Genomic DNA, 20476 nt, shown 5'->3' with positions numbered 1-20476 from the left:
CCCATGCGTGGTCCTGTCAGGCGAAGCCGCGATAGACGAGCGTGGAGAACATGCCCGCAGCCATGTGATAGAGATTGTGGCAGTGAAACGCCCATAGTCCGGGATTGTCGGCGTCGAACACCACCTTGACCGTCGCGCGCGGGGCGACAAGGATAGAGTCGCGGATGGCTCCGGCGATCGTCTTGCCATCGATCTCGGTCACCTGGAACTCGTGCCCATGCAGATGCATGGGGTGGGACATCATGGTGGTGTTGCGGAATACGATCTCGACGCGCTCGCCGCGCGCAACCGTTGCGGGCAGACCTCCCTGGCCGTTGATCGGCATTCCCCAGACATAGCCCATCATGTTGCCCGTGAGATCGACCGGGATCGAGCGGTCGATCGGTCTGGCTGTCAGCGGGGCAGCCGCCGCGAGCCTCAGTTCCTGATCCAGCCCCACCTGCGGTCCCATTTCGCCTGAGGACGTCGCGAGCTTCGCAACCGCAGCGCCGGGCGGCTGCAGAATGATGCCGGCGCGCATCTGCCGCCCTTCGCCAAGGGCCAGGACCGGCACGGCGCTTCCGTCGGGCGGCATGCTGAGCACGATGTCGGCACGTTGTGCGATCGCCAGCGGAAAGCGCTTGCCGGCAAGCGGCGCGACCGGATTGCCGTCGACCGCGATCAGCGTCCCTTCGATGTTCCCGAGGTCGATGGTGAAGTTGGAGGATGCACCGGCATTGATGATGCGAAGGCGTATCTTGCCGTTCCGCTCGACCTGGACGACCTCGGGATCGTCGAGCGTCCGCTCGTTCGCGAGGTAGGCGTCGTATTCCACGTCGTTCAGGTCGGGCGCCGAGGTGCTGGAGTCCATCTTCATGTCGGCCATCCCGGCCGCCGGCGGCTTGCGCAGCCCCGCGAACACGCTCTCCGGGCTCGCCCAGACAAAATCCTCGAGGAACAGGACGACCTCCTGCGCATCGTCACGCCGGGCATCGGCGTCACGGATGATCAGCGGCGCCGCCAGCAGGTTCTGCTCCTGCAGGCCGAAATGGGAATGCATCCAGCGCGTGCCTGGCGGCGTGGCAGGGAAGTGAAAGTCGCGCGCGGCGCCGGGCAGGATCGGCGGACCGGAAAGATAAGGGACGCCGTCCTGCGCCCAAGGCTCCGTCAGCCCGTGCCAGTGAAGACCGGAGGGTACGTCGAGGTCGTTGACCAGCCGGACATCGAATATGTCGCCGTCGAGCGTCAGTCCGAACGCGCCGGAGTCCTGTACGACCCGGTAGCGTGTCGCGGGCTTTCCGGCGACCTCGATCTGGCGCTTCTGCAAGCGCAACACCGTGCGCCCCGGGCTCGCATGGGCGGCAAGTGGAATTGCGGCCGCGGCGACGGTCGCGGCGCCTGCAAGAACGGCTCGGCGTGACAGAGACATCGTAGCAGCTCCCCCGATACAAGGTTAAGTATATAAGCCGGAAAGGTTCGTGACTAGGCAGTCCGGCAGCGAAATTTAGACTGCGAGCTCCGCCCTCGCTTTTTCCCTGGCAGCACCTGTGGCTTCCGGCAGGTCGAGAAAGGGCGTGTGACGAAGGCTGCAAGTGGAGCTATGCTGACCGGCGGACAGACAGGGCAAACGACTGTGACAATAAGCACAGAAGCGCTTCGCGTTCCGTGCCCCCTTTGCGGCAAAGCGCACAAATACCTTCTGGAAGTGGAGCGCTCCAAGGTCGTCGCCTATGACTATGGTGACCGGAGCACCCAGGAAAGATCATTCGTCAGGCTCTTCATCTGCGCGACGACAAACAGCCGCTTTCAAGCTGAAGTGAAGCTCACTGAAAATGCCGGGGAAAAGGTCAGGTCAGTGGACGTCGTCAGCCGATCGCCGCGGCTGAAAGTGAAGGAATCGAAGACAAGAAAAAAGCCAAACAAAAAAGCGTCGCCGGTCGATCGCCGCGGGAAAAAGTGAAAGGATCGCGATGGCCCACGTCGTCAACCCACAGCCGGCTACACCGCACAACGAAGCCCTGTATGAGGCAGGAAAGAAACTTTTGATCGACTCAGTCGACGTGGGCCGCGAGTTTTGCAAGACGATGATCACGACCTGCTTTTCAGCGATCCCGATCTACCTTTCGCTGCTGCAATTGGGATTGCCCAAAAGCTACCAGGGCGATTTGCGCACCGGCATTGTATTTGTCATACCGGCCACGTTCTATCTGATCGGAGCTGTACTCGCCGTCATCGGCTACATGCCGAGCGTAGGATCGTTCTCGCTCGACCTGCCCGAGGAGATCGAGGCGCAGCGTGCCGCGATCATTGCCCGAAGACGAGTCTACGGCCACTGGTCGCTGGTAGCGTTGGCGGCCGGCGTCCTGGCCGGGACCGCAATTGTTGTTTCGACATTTGCCTTGCCGGCGCCTGCGGGTGGTCGTTGACCCCGTCAGGAGGGGGAATGGAGATACCCAGGGAAGACAGGACGTTTTTTGATTTCCTGCAGGTTCAGCGCCACGGCCTCCTGGCAGATAAGAAGGGGCGCGCTATCCTGGACGAGATAATGAAGCGCGTGGGAGACGACCCACGGCTGCTCAAGACGAGAGTGCCGATACTCCTCCATGTGCTGGTCATCGGGGCTGCCGAAATCAGAAGGTTGGTGGCAGATCGGCAGGGCAATCCGCAATTGAACGACAGCAAATATCTCGTCGTAAATGTCGAGACTGATTGGCGACTAAACGCGCAAGTCGAAACGGATCCGCCATATCATATCTACTTGTCCTCCAACCTATGTCTATACAACGCACGCGTGATCGAGCTCTTGATGGGTGGGCTCGGAATTTCCGCCATGGATGGCTCAACGACTCACAAGGCGCGGTTCTCGCAGCAGGAGCTCGGGGCGGCCCTTGGTGCGATACTCGAAGGGTTCATCGACAAACACGTCATATCCGATAGCGAAAACAAGATCGGCCATCAATACGGATTGATGCACTCGGCGGCGCAGTTCAGTGGCCTGATGTTCGCCATCTGCCATGAGTTCGGTCATGTCGTGATAAACGACTGCAGCAGGCAAGGTCGAATGCCGCCCTTTGCGGCTTTCGCTCAAGCGCGATTGAGCGGGGCATTCGAGAAACTGATATCCTCATCGCAGCACGATCCCGACAACCGCATAGGATTGAGAAGACTGAGCAAAGACCGGCTCGATGCCGTCTATGACGCCTGGATGGAAGAGATCATCGCCGACATCATCGGCGCAGATCTGGCAATCGAGTATCTGAGCCAGATCAGCTTGTTCAAGGCCGAGGCCGACGCCGCAGGATGGATCCGGATGGGCATTCATATGTCTGCCCTGGGTCGGCTCTTTCACCACGTTTATCGTAACTATCGCGATCCCGCCCATGCAATGATCTCGCAAACGCACCCGCCAGTGGACTTCAGGAACTATTGCATTTATCGCTTTCTGTATGGCGACCGTTTCCTGGAAGCGATCAGGCCGTGGGACGGCTATGCACGGGAAGTGATGAAACATCTGCTCTTGTCCAGTCCGCGCGCGCCCATGCGGCGGCGTTGAAAGCCGGTAACTCGGCACTGGCACGCATGCCTAGCGGAGCTGTTCCAGCTCCGCCAGGCTTTCCTGGTCCGCGCTTTAGACGCTATTAATCGCCGCCAAATTCCAGTCGCCACGACGGAATGTACTCGACGTCGATGCTGACGCCATCCCCGCTCAACGGGCTCGCCGTGTAAACCGCGGAAACGGACAACTCGACCAGGCTCAGGATCGTCAGGATGGCGATGGTGAGCCCCGTTTCGCCGCTCGGCTCCGCGCCCAGCTGCAATTCCGCGATGCGGCAACAATCGTCCATCGTCGCCGCCAGCGGGGGAAGCGTGATGACGTCGACCTTCGCATCGGCAGTGTCGGCGAAGTTGGGCTCACGCCCAACGACAGCGCCCATGTTGATCAGCGGCAGGACGGCCTTCACAATTGGCGCGGGCTTGAGACTGGGATTTTGAATGTTGACTTCGGTCGCGTACACGCCAGGCCGGGTGCCTGCGACACAACAGCAGTCTGAACCGGTCTGTTTACCGCACACGATCTTCACGCTGTATCCGAAAATCTGGGCTGCGGCCGCTCTGGCGCCGAGTTTCTCGAGCAGCATGTGGGTCGGCCGCTCATGGGTTGGCCGCTCAGTTCTTGAACGCGTTTGCTTCATAGCCATCTCAAACCTCCTGAAGGTTTTGGGGTGATGAGGGCTTGCATGCATGTGCGTCGTCCGGCCGGCACAGCAACGCTTGCAAGTACACCGGGATACGACTCTCCGAGGCTTAGCCTCTACCAGAGAAGCGCAGGCATCTTATCGTCAGGCCGATGGAGCCGTCTGTGGCATTTGCCACAAGGGTGTCATCGTGTGTTAGTTGCCCGTGGGCATCGGTAGAGTGATGCCGTCCTTACCGAGGGTCTCACGCACCCATTGGAAGCGCTGATAGTTCGTGAGCGTGACAGGTCCGCTGTAGGATTCACTTTGCAACTTGCGCGGAGGATATTTGACATAGGTCTTCATCAGGTCCTTGATGGCCGTCGAGATGGTCACCATGGTCCAGGTCCGTTCTGTATAGTTGTTCATGAAAATGTCGTAGCGCTCTTGCGGATCCTGCCAAAGGTCGAAGACCTGCGGAACTGTCGCCACATAGCTCTCGGGGCCTTTCCAGCCGAGGTTTGAATCGACCGCCAGTCCACCCGTCGCCCGCCCATCATCGCCGCGCAAGTTGAAGAGGGCCTTGTAGTTGCCGACACGTGCAGCGCCGGGCGTCAACTCGTTCTCAGTAAAATAGAACCAGGCTTTGCGGGGAGATGGCCCGGTACCCGCCAGCACAGGCGTCATGTCGTAGCTGTCGAAGATAATCGGCTGGTTCTCTCTATCGTTCTCCGGCAGCTTGAGGCCAGCTGCAGATGCGAAAGTCGCCATCAGATCGAGACCCCCGATTATCTCATGATTTTTTGTGTTCGCCTTGACCTTGCCAGGCCAGACCGCGATGGCGGGGACGCGGTTGCCGCCCTCGCGCACCGTGCCTTTGGTGCCGCGGAAAGGCGTGTAACCTGCGTCGGGATAGACGTCCTGCCACGCGCCGTTGTCGGTCGTGTAGAATACGAGCGTGTTCTGATCGAGCTTGAGCTCCCGCAGCTTGTCCATGATCCGCCCGATGCGAGTGTCAAGCTCGACGACTGAGTCTGCATATTTTGACTTGGAAAGTGACTTGTGTTCGAATTCCGGTGCCGGAAGGTTCGGCTGGTGAACCTTCATGAAGTTCACGTTGATGAAGAACGGGGTGTTCGGGTTCTTTGCTGCATCGTCAAGAAACTCCAGCGCCGCCTTCTCGACATAGCCATCGAAGAAGGGGATGCCGACGACGCCTTCCTTGCCGTCGATCACAGGGGTGTCGACGTACTGGCCGTTGATCTTGAAGTCCTCCTTCACTTCGCCTCCGGCATTGCCGGACAGCGCGCCTTTCGTCACCTTCTGGAACATGGCCCTCAGTTCCGGATCCATGTCGGGGAACCATGTCGGATCGGCATAGGTATAGGCGTTGAGGTGATACAGCCCCGCATATTTCATCACGTCGTAGCCTTGCGCATTTGGCAGCGCATAGTCGGCCTCGCCGAGGTGCCACTTCCCGGTGAAGTATGTTTTATAGCCGCCTTGTTTCAGCACGGATGCAAGGGTCCATTCAGCAGCCGGCAAGCCGCCGCCTTGACCCTGGAAAGCAACGGTAGTCATTCCGCTTCGGTTCGGGATCCGGCCCGTCTGCATGGCGGCTCGGCCGGGCGTGCAGCTCGGCTGGGCGTAGAACGAAAAGAACGTCATGCCCTCGGCAGCAAGTCGGTCAATACTCGGTGTCGGCATGCCGCGCCCCTCGCCGCCGCCATACGGTCCGAGGTCACCGTATCCGGTGTCATCGGACACTATAAAGAGAATGTTTGGCTTGGCCGGCTCTTGCGTCTGCGCGGCTCCAGCCGCCAGCGTCAGTGCCAAGCCGCAGAACAGTGCACGAAGGTGACGATAATTTCGAGTTCTCATGGCATCTCCCTCTAATTCTCTGCCGTCGAGACTGAAAGCAAGGAACTTCTTTTTGAGCAAACAGAGAGCTTGCATGGGCTCCAGGGGAGCCCGATGTGAAAAGAGCCTGAGCTGAGAATTCCATTGCCACAACGCCCAGCGTTGCTGAACTCTGACAGCTTTCCAAATGCAGCGATATTGGCCTTTGGGGAACATTGTGAATGCGCCGAGGTCCGACGATAAGTTTTTGCCAAGGCTGGTCGACTCCTCTTGCTTGGCGAAGGCATTAGGGGCTTGATGGACCGAAAGACAACGAAACAGCCAACTTTGACCTGGATGCTGCATAGCTGGTTTTACTCCCACCTGCCGGGGGCGCGGGCCTTTATTGCCATATGGCTTATCTTTTTCTCCCTGCCGGCCGTTTGTTACGCGGCGGATGGCGGTTATGCCGGCAGTGCCTCTTGTGCGGGATGCCACAAGGCCGAGTCCGCAGCATGGCTGGACTCGCATCACGGATGGGCGCTACGGGAGGCGAAGCCAGAAAATGTAATAGGCGATTTCAAAGATGCGACATTCACCCACAACAATATCACATCCCGCTTTTTCCGAAGGGATGGCAAGTATTTCATCGAAACCGATGGCGCCGACGGACGGATGACTACATTTGAAGTGCGCTACGCTGTCGGCATCGCTCCGCTTCAGCAATATTTAGTCGAAATCGACAAAGGGCGCCTGCAGGTTCTCGACATAGCATGGGATGCTGAAAAAAAGTCCTGGTATCACCTTTATCCCTCAACCGATGTGTCCGCCGGCAACGGCCTGCACTGGACGGGCACCTACAAGAATTGGCAGACCCGTTGCGCCGAGTGCCACCAGACCGGATTCACCAAGGGTTACGATCAGCAAACCAAGAGCTACCAGAGCAGATGGGCGGAATTGACCATATCATGCGAGTCGTGCCACGGAAGCGCCAAGAGTCATGTTGAATGGGCAAACGATCCGGCGCGTTCAGGCACGGCCGATCCAATGCGAGGTGTTCTGAAGCTCGGCGCAGGCCAGCAGCCCAATGAGCTCAGTGTGTGCGGACCATGTCATGCGAGACGCGCTGCCTTTACCGGAGACGGTACGCCTCCCGGCGCGGTTCTGGGCGACCACTACAATCTGTCACTTATCTCACCCGGTCTCTATTTCGGGGATGGCCAGCAGCAGGATGAGGTCTATGTCCTCGGCTCCTTCATGCAATCCAAGATGATGGCGAAGGGTGTCACCTGTTCCAACTGCCATGACCCGCACAGTGCCAAGCTCACAGCGGCGGGCGACGCGATTTGCACCCAGTGTCACAATGCGACGGGGCGGCAGGATTTCCCCTCGCTCGTCAAGGCGAACTACGACACGCCGGTCCATCATCATCACAAGTCCGGCACGGCAGGCGCCCAATGTGTGAGTTGCCATATGCCGGAGCGGACCTATATGGGAATCGACAAGCGGGGCGATCATTTCTTCCGCAGGCCGGACCCGCTCCAGTCGAGTGCGGCGGATGCGCCCGATGCGTGCACTGGCTGTCACAGGGACAGGACGCCGGACTGGGCAGCTCGGCAGATCCAGGAATGGTTCCCTCGCCTGGATCGCTCGTGGCAGGATCGCGCGGCATTCCTGAAGTTTGATCAAGAAGAAGTCACCGAGGCGTCGCTTGCGGCGCTCGTGGACTATGCCCTCCAGCTCGATCATCCGGCGATCGTGCGCGCCAGCGCCGTCGACAGGATCAGCAGGTACGCGAATGCAGCGCTCGTGGAAAAGCTCACGCCGGTATTTTCCGATCGAAGTGAAGTCGTACGCGCGGCAGCCGCCTCCGCGACACGCGTGGCGGATCCCGCCAAGCGTCTTGCGTTGCTCACGCCATTGCTCTTTGATCCCGTGCGGAGCGTGCGCCAGTCAGCGGCGGTGGAGCTTGCCGGCGACCGCGATACGATCATAAACCAAGAAACCCGGACCGCATTCGAACGCGCGCTGAGCGAATATCGTGCGGCACGGGAAGCTCTCGCCGATACGCCGGAAAGTCAAATGGCGCTTGCAGGGCTGGCGCTTACGCAGCGCGACTGGGCTGGCGCAGAAGCATCGTTCAAGGAGGCAGCCCGCCTCGACCCACAGCTCACGGACGCCTGGATCATGCTCACACGCCTTCGCTCGGCGCTTGGCGATGAGGCGGGCGCGCGCGGCTATCTTGAGGCCGGTCTTGCCAAGTCCCCCAGGAGCATCGAATTGCTGCTGGCCCGCGCCGAGGCCGAAACGCGCATCGGCAATGACGCCGAGGCTGTCGACTGGTACCGCCGCATCCTGACAATCGAACCCGCCCAGGTGAATGCCCTGGAAGGGCTTGCATTTTCGGCCTTGCGCATGCGCAACTCCGGTCTTGCCCTGGATGCGGCGAACACGCTGCGGAACCTGCAGCCACCACAGGCGAATGCGCTGATCATATCGGCAATCGTGGCCTATGCGCTGGGCGATCGAACACGCGTGATGGAGGATGTCAGACGAGCGCGCGCTCTGGATCCCTCTGTTATTCTGCCGGCAGAAATTGAACAGATACTCACCGCGCCCTAGTTTGAGGTTGGCGCCAAAGGCGAGTCGCGAGGTGGATGCGCATGTCACAATCCGGTTTGACGCAGGACGATTATACGGCGCTCGCCGAGTTCCGTTACCTGATTCGCTGCTTCCTCGAATTCAGCGAGAACGAGGCGAAGCGGGCCGGCCTCACGCCCCGGCATCACCAGGCGCTTCTCGTCATCAAGGGCTACCGGCGCGGCCAGCCGATCACAATCGGTGATCTCGCCGAAAGGTTGAAGATCCGCCACAACACGGCGGTCGAGCTCGTCAACCGCCTGGTGGAAAGCGGCCTGGTCGAGCGCATCCAGGACGGTGCGGATCAACGGCGGGTGCTGCTGCAGCTGACCGGCGCCGCCGAGCGGCATCTCGCCAAGCTTTCGGGCGCTCATCTCGATGAGCTCAACCGGATCAAGCCGATGCTGCAGGAGATCCTGCAGCGCTATTCATGAGTTTTTCGGTACCTCGTCGCCGCCGATGAAGACCTGCCTCACTTCAAGATCAGGCGTCAGAATAACGAAATCGGCGCGCTTGCCTGTTTCGATGCTGCCGACATCGCGATCGATCCCGGTCAGTCGCGCCGGCGTCAACGAGGCCATGCGGATGACGGAAGGCAGGTCGTTGCCGACGGCGCGCGCCATGGTGCGCACCATCGTGTCCATGCCGCACATGGAGCTGGCGAGGCTGCCATCCTCGCCGCGCACACTCTCACCGTCGCTGATGACCCAGGTGCCGTCGGTTTCAGGGCCGAAGCGATAGCGGCCGGGCGGTGCATCCATGGCGCGGTTCGCATCGGTGACGAGGCAGGTCCGGTCACTGCCGATCATCTTGAAGGCGAAGCGCAAGAGATCGTCCGACAGGTGGATCCCGTCGGCGATGACTTCGGTGCTCATGCGCTCCTCATAGAGCACATATTGCTCCATGCTGCCCTGCATCGGCGTGCCGAACCGCCCGCGCAAGGACGAGACCGAGCTCATGGCGCACCAGAAATGATCGACATGGCGCATGCCGGCGGCGAAGGCCGCGTCGAGCTCGGCCCAGCAGGCATTCGAATGGCCGCAGGTGACGAGGCAGCCTTGCCGGCGGGCGTATTCGTAGAACTCCTCAGCACCCGGCAATTCGGCGGCGCAGGTCGCGATCTTCACGATCTTCTTGCCCAGGAAATATTCATACTCCTCGCGGACCGGATCGCGGCGTCCTTTGGGCGAATGGACGCCGACCTTGTTGGAAGCGAAATAGGGACCATAGAAATGGATGCCGGCGATCCTGGCGCCGTCATCGACGCTCCAGCCCGCCTGAACCTCCTCGCAGGACCTGATCATGTCGTCGAGCTGGGCGAAGGACCCGGTCGTGGTGGTGGGAAAGATCGATGTCGTTCCATGCGCCGCATGCGCGCTGTTCGTCATGCGGACCGCCTCGCGCGTGCCGTCCATGTAGTCGGCGCCGGCTGCGCCATGGACATGGACGTCGACGAAGCCCGGCGCAATAAAATGGCCGGAGAGTTCGATCATCTCGCCTTCCGGTTTTGATGATCCATCCTCGATCGCGGCGATACGGCCGTTCTCGCATCTGACCACCGCACCCTCGAGGATGCGATCCGGTAAGACGAGATTGCCTTTGAGGGTGAGACGGGCGTCCATCGTGACACTTCCAAGAGATTCGCGGGGCTTCTAATCTATTGATATTATGATGTTTGTTGGGCCCTCGCCAAGCATTCCCCGTTTGACTGGCGCGAGGACTCGCCATAGCGTCGATGAGCCTTCATCATCTTCCTGTCACACCCGACCTGTCCACTGCGAGGGACCATGCTTGAACGAACAGTCAAGCTTCAGAAGCACGAAGTCCTCATCATCGACGAGAAGCTGGCTTTGCCGCAAAGCGTCGGCGGCCGGGCGGTCCGGGCGCTCGCCGACGAGCTCACCTCGCGCGACATCGAAGTCATCGAGGCGGTGAATTATCACGACGGCCGCTCGGTGATCATCTCCGATGCCGCGATCGATGCGATCCTGATCGACTGGTCGGAAGAGCGGATAGGCAAATTGAGCCGGGCCGAGGCGCTCGACCTGCTCAGAACCATCCGCAGCCGCAATGCCACCGTGCCGGTGATGCTCATGGCCGATCACGTCAGCCGCGATGGCCTCACCGTCGAGGTGATGCAGCTGTCCGATGAATATGTCTGGCTGCATGCCGACACCATTCCCTTCATCGCCAGCCGCGTCGTGGCGGGGATCCAGCGCTATCAGCGCAACATCCTGCCGCCCTTCAACAAGGCGCTGTTCAATTACATGAACCTCGCCGAATATTCCTGGGCGGCCCCCGGCCACCAGGGCGGCGTCGCCTTCACCAAGACGCCGGCGGGGCGCGTCTTCTTCGACTTCTTCGGCGAGAACCTGTTCCGCTCGGACACCGGGATCGAACGCGGCGGGCTGGGCTCGCTTGCCGAGCATTCAGGGCCGATCGGCGAGGCCGAGGCCTATGCGGCGCGCGTCTTCGGCGCGCATCGCAGCTATTCCGGGCTCACCGGCACCTCGGGCTCCAACCGCGCCATCTTCGCCGCGGCCGTCGGCGACGGCGAGTTCGCGCTCTGCGACCGCAACTGCCACAAGTCGATCGAGCAGGGGCTGATCGCCTCGGGCGGCATTCCGGCCTTCCTGGTGCCGACCCGCAACCGCTACGGCATCATCGGGCCGATCCCGCCGCAGGAGTTCGAGCCCAAGGCCATCCGCGCCAAGCTCGACGCGCATCCCTTGAAGCAGCATGCGGCGAAGAAGGATCCCGTCTATGCGGTCGTCACCAACTCGACCTATGACGGACTGTGCTACGATTCCGCTGAAGTCGAGAAGCTGCTCGGCAAAAGCGTCGACCGCATCCATCTCGATGAAGCCTGGTACGGCTATGCCCGCTTCAATCCGATCTATGAGAACCGCTTCGCCATGCGCGGCGATCCCAAGGCGCATGGCCCGAGCGATCCGACCGTCTTCGCGACGCAGTCGACGCATAAGCTGCTCGCGGCGCTGTCGCAGGCGTCCTACATCCATGTCCGCGACGGCCGCAACCCGATCGAGCACAGCCGCTTCAATGTCAGCTACATGGCGCAGACGACGACCTCGCCGCTCTATGCGCTCATCGCCTCCAACGAGATCGGCGCCTCGATGATGGACGGGCCGAGCGGCAAGGCACTGACGGATGAGGTGATCGAGGAGGCCATCACCTTCCGCCAGACGCTGGCCCGCGCTCACCGGGAATTCACGGCCAAGAAGGAGTGGTTCTTCTCACCGTGGAACGCGCCCAAGGTGAAGGACCGCAAGACGGGAAAGAAGGTCGACTTCGCCGATGCCGATCCCCGGCAGCTCGCCACCGATTCCGACTGCTGGGTGTTTCATCCGGGCGACAAGTGGCACGGCTTCGACGGCTTGCCGGATGGCTGGTGCATGCTCGATCCGATCAAGGTCGGCATCGTCTCGCCGGGCATGGGCGATGACGGCAAGATGCAAGGCAAGGGCATCCCGGCGCCGGTCCTGTCCGCCTATCTGCATCACTTCGGCATCATTCCCTCGCGCACCACGGATTTCATGGTGCTGTGCCTGTTCTCGATCGGTATCACCAAGGGAAAATGGGGCACGCTGATGAGCGTGCTGCTCGACTTCAAGGACGACTACGACGCCAACCGGCCGCTCGAGCAATGCCTGGGCGACCTGGTGGCGGAGGCGCCGGCGGCCTATGCCGGCATGGGCCTCAGGGACCTTGCCGACCGGATGTTCAAGCATATGAAGGAAAGCCACATGGACCGGCTGCAGGCTGAGGCCTTCTGCGCGCTGCCCAGGCCGCAAATGCTGCCGCGCCGCGCCTATGGCATGCTGATGGCGGGCGATGCCGAGTTGCTGCCGGTCGAAAAGCTCGCGGGCCGCGTCTCGGGCGTCGGCATCATTCCTTATCCGCCGGGCATTCCGATCGTCATGCCGGGCGAGAATTTCGGCCCGGCCGACGGGCCATGGCTCTCCTATGTCCGCGCGCTCGAGGACTGGGGCAGGACCTTTCCGGGCTTCGAGAAGGAAGTGGAAGGGACGGTGGTGGTGGAGGGCGCCTATCAGGCCTGGGCGCTCAAGGAGTAAGGCAAGAGCGCTTCGCATTTTTATGATGAGAATCGCCATGCATTCGTCAATTCTGTGCGTGCAGCGAAGAACAACCACGCTTGGAGCGAAGCAGAGCGCGGAGTGCGCAGTGCTTGTGTGCGAAACGCCACAGACATGATATGAGCGATATGCGAGTGGGCATGGATTCCGTATCGTGACACGGAGGGAGCCATGAAGCGCTTTCATCTCGGCTACGCCCGTCCTCTTCTTATCCTCCTCACAATTCTGTTTCTGGTGAGCGGTCATTCGCTATCCGTCGCCGCGACGCGGAGCATCGACTTCGAGCTCAATCAGCCCGTGGCCGAGGTCATCGTCACGTTCTCATCAGTGCCGGGCTCGCACCGGATCGAGCTGCGCAATTTCGATCAGGGTGCCGATCCGATCGTTCACCTTCTCAATCTCGATGGAGGTCAGGTCGGTTCCGCCATATCCCGCGACGGGCAGCTTGTCCTCAACGTACCGGGGAACCTGTCGGGGACTTTCCGTGCCGTGGTGCGCTCCCGGACGGCGCCATCGATGCAAAGGGGAGAGCTGTGGGTCGATGGCCGGCATAAGACGGATGTCGCCTATGCCGCAGGGCAGGTTTTTCGCTTCGACCGGCTGGCCAGCAACGAGAAGGTCATGGGCGTTCGCCGACCGCTCGGCCCTCCCGGCCACATTGCTTATCTCATGAGCCTTGACGGGCTGAAAATCCTCAAGCGCGCGGCAGGTGTTCAAACATCTCTCTCGCCATCGACGACCGGCGACGTGTTTGCCGTTTATGCCACGAACACGCCTTCGGTCAGGGGGTCGCTGCGCATCTATCGCAATGACGCGGCGCGCGACCGCGACGGCGACGGCCTGGGCGACCAGCTGGAAGGCGCGCTCGGCACCTGTGCCACGAATTCGGGCTCGGTGGCCGGCGCCAATTGCAATGAGATCGCCGACCCGCGCGACACCGATGGCGACGGCCTGCAGGATGGCTGGGAAGTGCTCGGCAAGGACTATAAGTACCAGGACGGCAATGTGACCACGACGGGCCATCTGGCCTTGCCGGCCTGGGGCGCCAATCCGCGCCACAAGGACATATTCATCGAGATCGATTTCCGCCGTCTCGACTACAAGGAGAACCTGGCGGGCGTCGCGCACCACATGCCTCCGGAAACCGCGCGCCAGATGGCGGCGACCTATGGCGATGCGGCGACGACGGATTTCTTCCTCAAGGCGGCGCATGCCGTCAGCATGGACAATCCCGACCGGCTGCCGGGGATCAGCCTGCATCTCGACACCGGCGTTGCGCCGGAACGGCTTGAGGATGCGACCATCTATGGCGACTGGGGCGGCTACAATGCGGTCGATGCGGCACCCGATCCGAACGATCCGGGATGGGATCCCGCGCTGCATGAGCGTCTCATCGGCGACATCAACAATGACGGCAAGGCCGATATCGTCGGCTTCGGCGACAAGGGTGTTTTGACCGCGCTGGCGATGGGCGACGGCAGCTTTGCGCCCGAGCAATTCGCCTTCGCCAATTTCGGTCCGAACCAGGGCTGGGACCCGGCAAAGCATGTACGCGTCCTCGCCGATATCAACAACGACGGCATGGCGGATATCGTCGCCTTCGGCGATGCCGGCACATGGACGGCGCTGGCGACGGGAGGCGGCAAATTCGCGCCGGAAAAATTCGTCCTCGCGAATTTCGGCTACGACCAGGGCTGGCGCAACGAAAGGCACACGCGGCTTCTCGCCGATATCAACAATGACAACATGGCGGATATCGTCGCCTTCGGCGATGCCGGCGTGTGGACAGCGCTGGCGACGGGAGACGGCGGGTTCGGGCCCGAGCATTTCGTGCTGGCGAATTTCGGCTATGACCAGGGCTGGCGCAATGAAAACCATGTCCGGCTCATGGGCGACATCAACAACGACGACAGGGCGGATATCGTCGCCTTCGGCGATGCCGGCGTGTGGACCGCGCTGTCGAACGGGACGGGTGCGTTTCACCCGGAAGGCTTCGTGCTCGCCAATCTCGGTTACGACCAGGGCTGGCGCAGCGACAAGCATGTGCGGCTTCTCGCCAATATCAACAATGACGACATGATGGACATCGTCGCCTTCGGCGATGCCGGCGTGTGGACCGCGCTCGCGAACGGAGCCGGCGGTTTCGCCGCGGAGCATTTCGTAGTGGCCAATCTGGGCTACGACCAGGGCTGGCGGAATGACAAGCATGTGCGGCTCCTTGCCGACATCAACAATGACGACATGGCGGATGTCGTCGGCTTCGGCGACGCCGGCGTGTGGACGGCGACGGCAAGCGGCGACGGCGGCTTCGTCAACGCGAATTTCACGCTGGCCGATTTCGGCTATGACCAGGGCTGGCGCAACGACAAGCACGTCCGCCTGGCCGGCGATATCAGCAATGACGGCATGGCGGATATCGTCGGCTTCGGCGACGGCGGCGTGTGGACGGCGCTGGCGATGAGTGGCGGCTTCGCGCCGCCGCAATTCGTCAACGGCAATTTCGGCGCCGACAAATATGTCCCGCAGAAGCCGGAGGTGGTCTGGCATCAGCAGATGAGTCCGGGACGGCGCGGGATCTTCCATTATGTGATGGGCTACACGACGGGCGGCGGCTCTTGCGGCGGCGGCATCGCCTGCGGCTTCAACATGAATGACGTCGGCAATTCGGCGCATGAATTCGGCCACACGCTCGGCTTGCATCACGTTGGCCCCTATGGCGTAGACGAACCAAACTGCAAGCCGAACTATCCGAGCCTGATGAACTATGCCTATCTCGACGGCGGATACCGGCAGTTTTCCGACGGCCGCAACTTTCCCAATTTCAACAACCACGCCTTGACGGAAACGGCTGCCGTCGATCCCTCCAACCAGTCTCTTCTCAATGCGCTGGAGAACACCTTCAGATACAAGGTTGATCGCGCGGCCGGGAGCGTCGACTGGAATCGCGACGGACAATTCGCGCCCGCAGGGACGACGGTCCGTGCCTATGCCAATTACCAGCCGGGAGGGAATTGCGAGTTCACCCGGCAGGGCCTCCAGGACATGGGCATCAAGAGCAAGCGCAGCCCGGCGATCGTGCGCTTCGCCAACACCATCTGGACCTTCGCGGTGGATCTCGACGGCAAGCTCGCTTTCACCCGCGCAGCGCCGGCATGGAACTGCGCGGCGAACAATATCGATGCCTGCCCGGCGGCGCAGTTCACGCCGGTCGAAACGCGCGATCTCGGCGGGCTCGACGCGCTCGACGCCAAGACGATGCGGATCAATGGGCAGGAAATGGTTGTCGTTGTCGGCATCCGGCCCGATGGCTCCCTGATCGAAACGACACTCACCATGGCGGGCAGTGCGCAGATGTGGAGCGCGCCTCAAGCCCTTGCCGGTTCGCCCGCTGCCGGGGAACCGTCGCTCGCGAATAATCACGAGAGATCAAAGCTGGCACTATCCTACAAGGACCGTGACAACAAGGCCGTCCTGCGCTTCCGTTCCGCCCAGGGCTGGGCCGCGGAGTCAAGGCCGCTGGTCGGGGGGCAGCCCATTGCGATGCATCCCAACAGCTCGCCGGCGCTCGTCTATGCCGCCTTGCCTATGGGCGTCACGGCGCAAGGCGAGCATCTGATCGGCGCCTTCGTCGATCCGCAAGGGCGCCTGCAGCTTATGACGCCGCAGTTCCCCGGCAACAAATGGGGGCTCATCGACATCCCCTATGACAGCATGAGCTCGGTCGTCGGGCGGCCGGCCATGGCCTGGACCGGCGGCTCGGGAGACAGTGTCATTCTGACCGAGGCGAGCACGGCCAGCGCGCCGCCCACGACCTATGGGCGTCTCTATATTCTGTTCACCAGATATGACGCGCCGCCGGCGGGCCACCCTTATCCGGTCAATCCGATGCGCATGGCCATATCCTATATCGATCGGGCGACGGGCAAGCTCAGGATCGGCCTCGCCTCTTTTTACGACAATGTCTGGGCCTATGCCTATGGCATGTCGCTGGTCACGCCGAGCGACGGCGGGGCATTGCGCGCCGCTTTCACATCGGCCGTCCAGCCCAACAACATGCCCCCGCAGGACAGGATCTTCTTCCGCCCGCATGCCGACGGCATCAGCGATCTCGTCTACAACAATTACGATGACTGGAAGACGCTGGCACATGATGCCTGCACCGTGCTGGTGGCGCATCAAGCGGACTCGCCGGTGCACTGCGCGGCGCCGTGGTAGGGATCTCCGGCCTCGAAGGGTCGTGGGCGGCAAGACCGTTGCCCCTGGATCAGTCCGGCACGACGACCAGCTTGCCGACGAAACCCTTGGCCATGAAGTCGCTCTGCGCCCGGTGAAAATCGGAAAGCCGGTAGACGCCGCCGACGAGCGGCCGGATCTTCTTCTCCTCGATATAGCGGACGAGCCGCCTGAAGTCGGAGCGCCTGCCTTGCGATGAGCCATGGAGCTGCAACTGCTTCAGATACATGGTCCTGAGATCGAGCTGGACGACCGGCCCGCCAATGGCGCCGGCGGTCGTGTAGCGGCCCTCGGGACGCAGGATCTTGAGCAGGTCGTTGAACATCGCTCCGCCGACGAGATCGGCGACAACGTCGATCGGCGCACCGTTGGTCGCCTTCTCGACGGCAGTGAAAAGATCGCCCGCCCCACGCGTGATCACCGCCTCGGCCCCGATATCCAGGAGCGCCTGCTCCTTGCCCGGCCCGACCACGGCGAAGGGTACGGCGCCGCGCGCGCGTGCGAGCTGGACTACGCCTGAGCCGACGCCGCCCGACGCGCCGGTCACCAGAACGCGCTCGCCCGCCTTCAGGCCTGCGCGCTCGAGCATGTGCTCGCCCGTGAGATAGGCGCAGCAGAAGGTGGCGAGCTCGATATCGGTGAGGTCGGTGTCGACGAGGTGGGCATTCTCGGCCGGCAGCGTCATATACTCGGCGTAGCCGCCGTCCCGGCCATGGCCCATATAGTCGATATCGGCGAGGCTGTCGTCGTCGCGGTTGTAGATGGAAAAATCCACCATGACGCGCTCGCCGATACGGGCAGGGGACACGCTTTCGCCGACCGCGACGATGCAGCCGACCGTATCGGTCCCCTGGATGCGCGGGAAGGTCAGCGTATTTCCCTGCCGCCGCCAGGTGGAGACGGCAGAGGGATCGTCTTCGGTGCCGTAGGCGCCCTGGCGCACCCAGACGTCCGTATTGTTCATTCCGCAGGCGCTGACCCGGATCAGCACTTCGCCACGGGCCGGCCGCGGCACGGGGACGTCGGTACGATAGACGAGCTTGTCGAGACCGCCATGCCCGGTGAGCAGGACGGCGGCCATCGTGGAGGGAAGGGCAGCCACGTGATTCATTCCTCGCAGAGACTGGTTTCGGGAATCATGACGATGCCTTATTTTGGTTGCCAATTGAACTGATTTCGATCTCTAATAAATCATGACATTGTGGCGTCCAGATCCAGCTTCCCTTCGCCGCCCGGCATATCTTTCCCTGGCGGAGCAATTCGCGCACGCCATCCACGACGGGCGCCTGGCCTCCGGCACGCGCCTGCCACCGCACCGCAAGCTGGCGGACGAGCTCAAGCTCTCCGTCCAGACGGTGAGCCGCGCCTATGAGGAGCTGATCCGGCGCGGCCTGATCTCGGGCGAGATCGGGCGCGGAAGCTTCGTGCAGACTCATCGTAAAGAGCCGGATCCGCCCTTTCTGCCCGAGCGTCCGGGCGAGGTAATCGACCTTTCGATCCTGAAGCCCGTCTGCGAGCCCCTGCATCTCGAGCGGCTCAAGCAGGCGCTCGCCTGGCTCGCAACGGAACTCCCGGCGAGTTCGGCGTTGTCCTTCCGGCCCAATATGGTGTTCCCTCGCCACCGCGCCGTCGCGGTCGACTGGCTGAAGCTCTGCGGTGTCGCCGCTTCGCCGCTCAATATCAGCCTCACCAATGGCGCAACGTCAGGGATGACGGTCGCCTTGATGAGCGCGGCGCCGCCCGGATCGACGGTGGTCACCGAGGCGATCGGGCATCATACGCTGGTGCCGCTCGCCGCCTATCTCGGAATCCATCTCAAGGGCCTGCCGATCGATGCGAATGGGCTGGTGCCGGAAGCCCTCGACGAGGCCTGCGGCGATGCCCAGATCCGCGCCGTCTTCGTGCAGCCCTCGGTGGTCAATCCGACGGCGACGCTGATGAGCGAGAAGCGGCGCCAGGAGATCGCCCGGGTGGCGCGCAAGCACGACATCGCCATCATCGAGAACGACGTGCTCGGCCCCCTGGTCGAGGGGCGGGCGCCGCCGCTTGCGGCCTTCGCGCCGGAGCGCACGCTCTATGTGACGAGCTTCACCAAGATCATCGTGCCGGGCCTCAGGATCGGCTATCTCGCGGCACCGGACCGCTATGTCGCCGCCGTCGCCAACCGCCATCTCGTCTCGAACTGGATGGCGACACCGATGGTCGCGGAGATCGCGTCAAAGTGGGTGGCTGACGGCACGGCCGTCGAGCTCCTGGAGTGGCAGCGCGCCGCCTTGCGGCGACGACACGCCATTGCCGCCGAGGTGCTGGCGAAAGTGAAGTATCTCGGCCATCGCGACAGCCTGCATATCTGGGTGCCGCTGCCGGGTGCACGCACCGAGGAAGGGTTCGTCGCGCAGGCGCGGCTGCAAGGTGTCGCGATCGCGCCCGGCACATCGTTCCGCATATCGGACGCGCCCTGGCAGCCCGCGGTGCGCATCTCGGTCGGCTCGACCACCGAAGCCGAGTTTCGAGCGGGCCTCGCCGTCATCGCCAGGCTGCTGCTCGCGGATCCGGAACCGGTGCTGCTGGCGATCTAGACAACGCAAAAAATGTCATGAGATTATTTTAGAATTGACATGATTTAGCAACTTCTCCATCGTCCAGGCGTTTTCGCCACTCCGATGGAGAAAGGCATGCCCGAACCGATCATCAGGATCGACGGTGTCAGCAAGAGTTTTGGGGCATTCCGGGTGCTGGACCAGCTCTCGATGGACGTGATGCCCGGCGAGAAGCTGGCGCTGATCGGGCCTTCCGGATCCGGCAAGACGACGATCCTGCGCATCCTGATGACGCTCGAGCGTATCGATGGCGGCCACATCCAGATCGACGGCGAGGAACTCTATCACATCAGGCGCAACGGCGCCTTCGTCGCCGCCGACGAGAAGCATCTGACGCGCATGCGCCAGAAGATCGGCATGGTCTTCCAGCTGTTCAACCTGTTTCCCCATATGTGCGTGATCGACAACATCACGCTGGCGCCGATGCTGACCAAGCGCGTGGCGCGGCCCGAAGCCGAGAAGCGAGCGATGGAGCTCCTCGACATGGTCGGCATGGCCGACAAGGCCAAGGCCATGCCGGCGCAGCTTTCGGGCGGCCAGAAGCAGCGCGTGGCCATTGCCCGGGCGCTGGCACTCAAGCCCAAGATCATGCTGTTCGACGAGGTCACTTCGGCGCTCGACCCCGAGCTCGTCGAGGAGGTGCTCAACGTCATGCGCAAGCTTGCCGCCGAGACCGACATGACCATGCTGCTCGTCACGCACGAGATGGGGTTTGCCCACGACTTCGCCGACCGCGTGCTGTTCTTCGACCGTGGCAAGATCGTCGAAGAGGGCAAGCCGGACGAGATCTTCCGCCACCCCAAGCAGGAGAGGACGCAGACCTTCCTGCGCAAGATCATAGCGGCCGGACATCGTGTCTGACCGCCATGCCGCGGCGAGCTGCCGCTTTCACGAC

At 62.1% G+C, this 20476-nt stretch carries 14 protein-coding genes; 9 read left to right on the top strand and 5 right to left on the bottom strand.

The annotated features are described in order from the left end of the window. Positions 1-16: 16 nt before the first annotated feature. On the bottom strand, positions 17-1408 hold the full coding sequence (locus tag DS839_RS10585; protein ID WP_119270270.1) for a multicopper oxidase family protein: 1392 nt from the start codon (positions 1406-1408) through the stop codon (positions 17-19). A gap of 147 nt (positions 1409-1555) precedes the next feature. On the opposite strand from DS839_RS10585, the gene DS839_RS10580 reads away from it, so the two are divergent. Genes DS839_RS10580 through DS839_RS10570 form a run of 3 tightly spaced genes read left to right on the top strand, consistent with a single transcriptional unit; the run spans position 1556 to position 3532 of the window. After that, complete coding sequence (locus DS839_RS10580; protein WP_162918431.1) at positions 1556-1939, top strand: hypothetical protein; 384 nt, start codon at positions 1556-1558, stop codon at positions 1937-1939. A gap of 10 nt (positions 1940-1949) precedes the next feature. Further along, on the top strand, positions 1950-2405 hold the full coding sequence (locus DS839_RS10575; RefSeq protein ID WP_119270268.1) for a hypothetical protein: 456 nt from the start codon (positions 1950-1952) through the stop codon (positions 2403-2405). A 17-nt stretch (positions 2406-2422) separates the two neighbouring features. Beyond that, a complete protein-coding gene (locus tag DS839_RS10570) occupies positions 2423-3532 on the top strand; it encodes a hypothetical protein (protein WP_119270267.1) in 1110 nt (369 codons plus the stop codon). A gap of 85 nt (positions 3533-3617) precedes the next feature. Here DS839_RS10570 and DS839_RS10565 read toward each other — a convergent pair whose 3' ends face one another. Together DS839_RS10565 and DS839_RS10560 are read right to left on the bottom strand one after the other, a co-directional pair. Then, positions 3618-4118: a hypothetical protein gene (locus DS839_RS10565; protein WP_162918430.1), complete on the bottom strand. Its 501-nt coding sequence runs from the start codon at positions 4116-4118 to the stop codon at positions 3618-3620. Positions 4119-4370: 252 nt separating this feature from the next. Further along, the gene (locus tag DS839_RS10560) at positions 4371-6035 is read right to left on the bottom strand and encodes an arylsulfatase (RefSeq protein ID WP_119270265.1); all 1665 of its coding nucleotides are present in this window, start codon (positions 6033-6035) and stop codon (positions 4371-4373) included. Positions 6036-6311: 276 nt separating this feature from the next. Between DS839_RS10560 and DS839_RS10555 the strand changes: the two genes are divergently transcribed. Both DS839_RS10555 and DS839_RS10550 read left to right on the top strand, forming a co-directional pair. Further along, entirely contained in the window at positions 6312-8615 is a 2304-nt protein-coding gene (locus DS839_RS10555; protein WP_119270264.1) for a cytochrome c3 family protein, read from the top strand. A 41-nt stretch (positions 8616-8656) separates the two neighbouring features. Continuing rightward, positions 8657-9067 carry a MarR family winged helix-turn-helix transcriptional regulator gene (locus tag DS839_RS10550; protein WP_368911457.1) on the top strand — a complete coding sequence of 137 codons (411 nt, stop codon included), beginning with the start codon at positions 8657-8659 and terminating at the stop codon, positions 9065-9067. On the opposite strand, the gene DS839_RS10545 is transcribed toward DS839_RS10550, so the two are convergent. Further along, entirely contained in the window at positions 9062-10255 is a 1194-nt protein-coding gene (locus DS839_RS10545) for an N-acetylglucosamine-6-phosphate deacetylase (protein WP_119270262.1), read from the bottom strand. The genes DS839_RS10550 and DS839_RS10545 overlap by 6 nt on opposite strands. Before the next feature lie 165 nt (positions 10256-10420). On the opposite strand from DS839_RS10545, the gene DS839_RS10540 reads away from it, so the two are divergent. Together DS839_RS10540 and DS839_RS10535 are read left to right on the top strand one after the other, a co-directional pair. After that, on the top strand, positions 10421-12727 hold the full coding sequence (locus DS839_RS10540) for an Orn/Lys/Arg family decarboxylase (protein WP_119270261.1): 2307 nt from the start codon (positions 10421-10423) through the stop codon (positions 12725-12727). Positions 12728-12919: 192 nt separating this feature from the next. Then, positions 12920-16963 (top strand): FG-GAP-like repeat-containing protein, encoded by a 4044-nt coding sequence (locus tag DS839_RS10535; RefSeq protein ID WP_119270260.1) that lies wholly within the window; start codon positions 12920-12922, stop codon positions 16961-16963. A 49-nt stretch (positions 16964-17012) separates the two neighbouring features. Here DS839_RS10535 and DS839_RS10530 read toward each other — a convergent pair whose 3' ends face one another. Further along, on the bottom strand, positions 17013-18062 hold the full coding sequence (locus DS839_RS10530; RefSeq protein ID WP_438816512.1) for an alcohol dehydrogenase family protein: 1050 nt from the start codon (positions 18060-18062) through the stop codon (positions 17013-17015). 112 nt (positions 18063-18174) lie between these two features. Between DS839_RS10530 and ehuR the strand changes: the two genes are divergently transcribed. Then, entirely contained in the window at positions 18175-19560 is a 1386-nt protein-coding gene (gene ehuR / locus DS839_RS10525; RefSeq protein ID WP_119270258.1) for a MocR-like ectoine utilization transcription factor EhuR, read from the top strand. Between the two features lie 96 nt (positions 19561-19656). Next, positions 19657-20442 carry an ectoine/hydroxyectoine ABC transporter ATP-binding protein EhuA gene (ehuA, locus tag DS839_RS10520; protein WP_119270257.1) on the top strand — a complete coding sequence of 262 codons (786 nt, stop codon included), beginning with the start codon at positions 19657-19659 and terminating at the stop codon, positions 20440-20442. Positions 20443-20476 lie beyond the last annotated feature (34 nt).

Source organism: Taklimakanibacter deserti (assembly GCA_003574785.1).
This window is presented reverse-complemented; position numbering and strand designations above follow the sequence as displayed.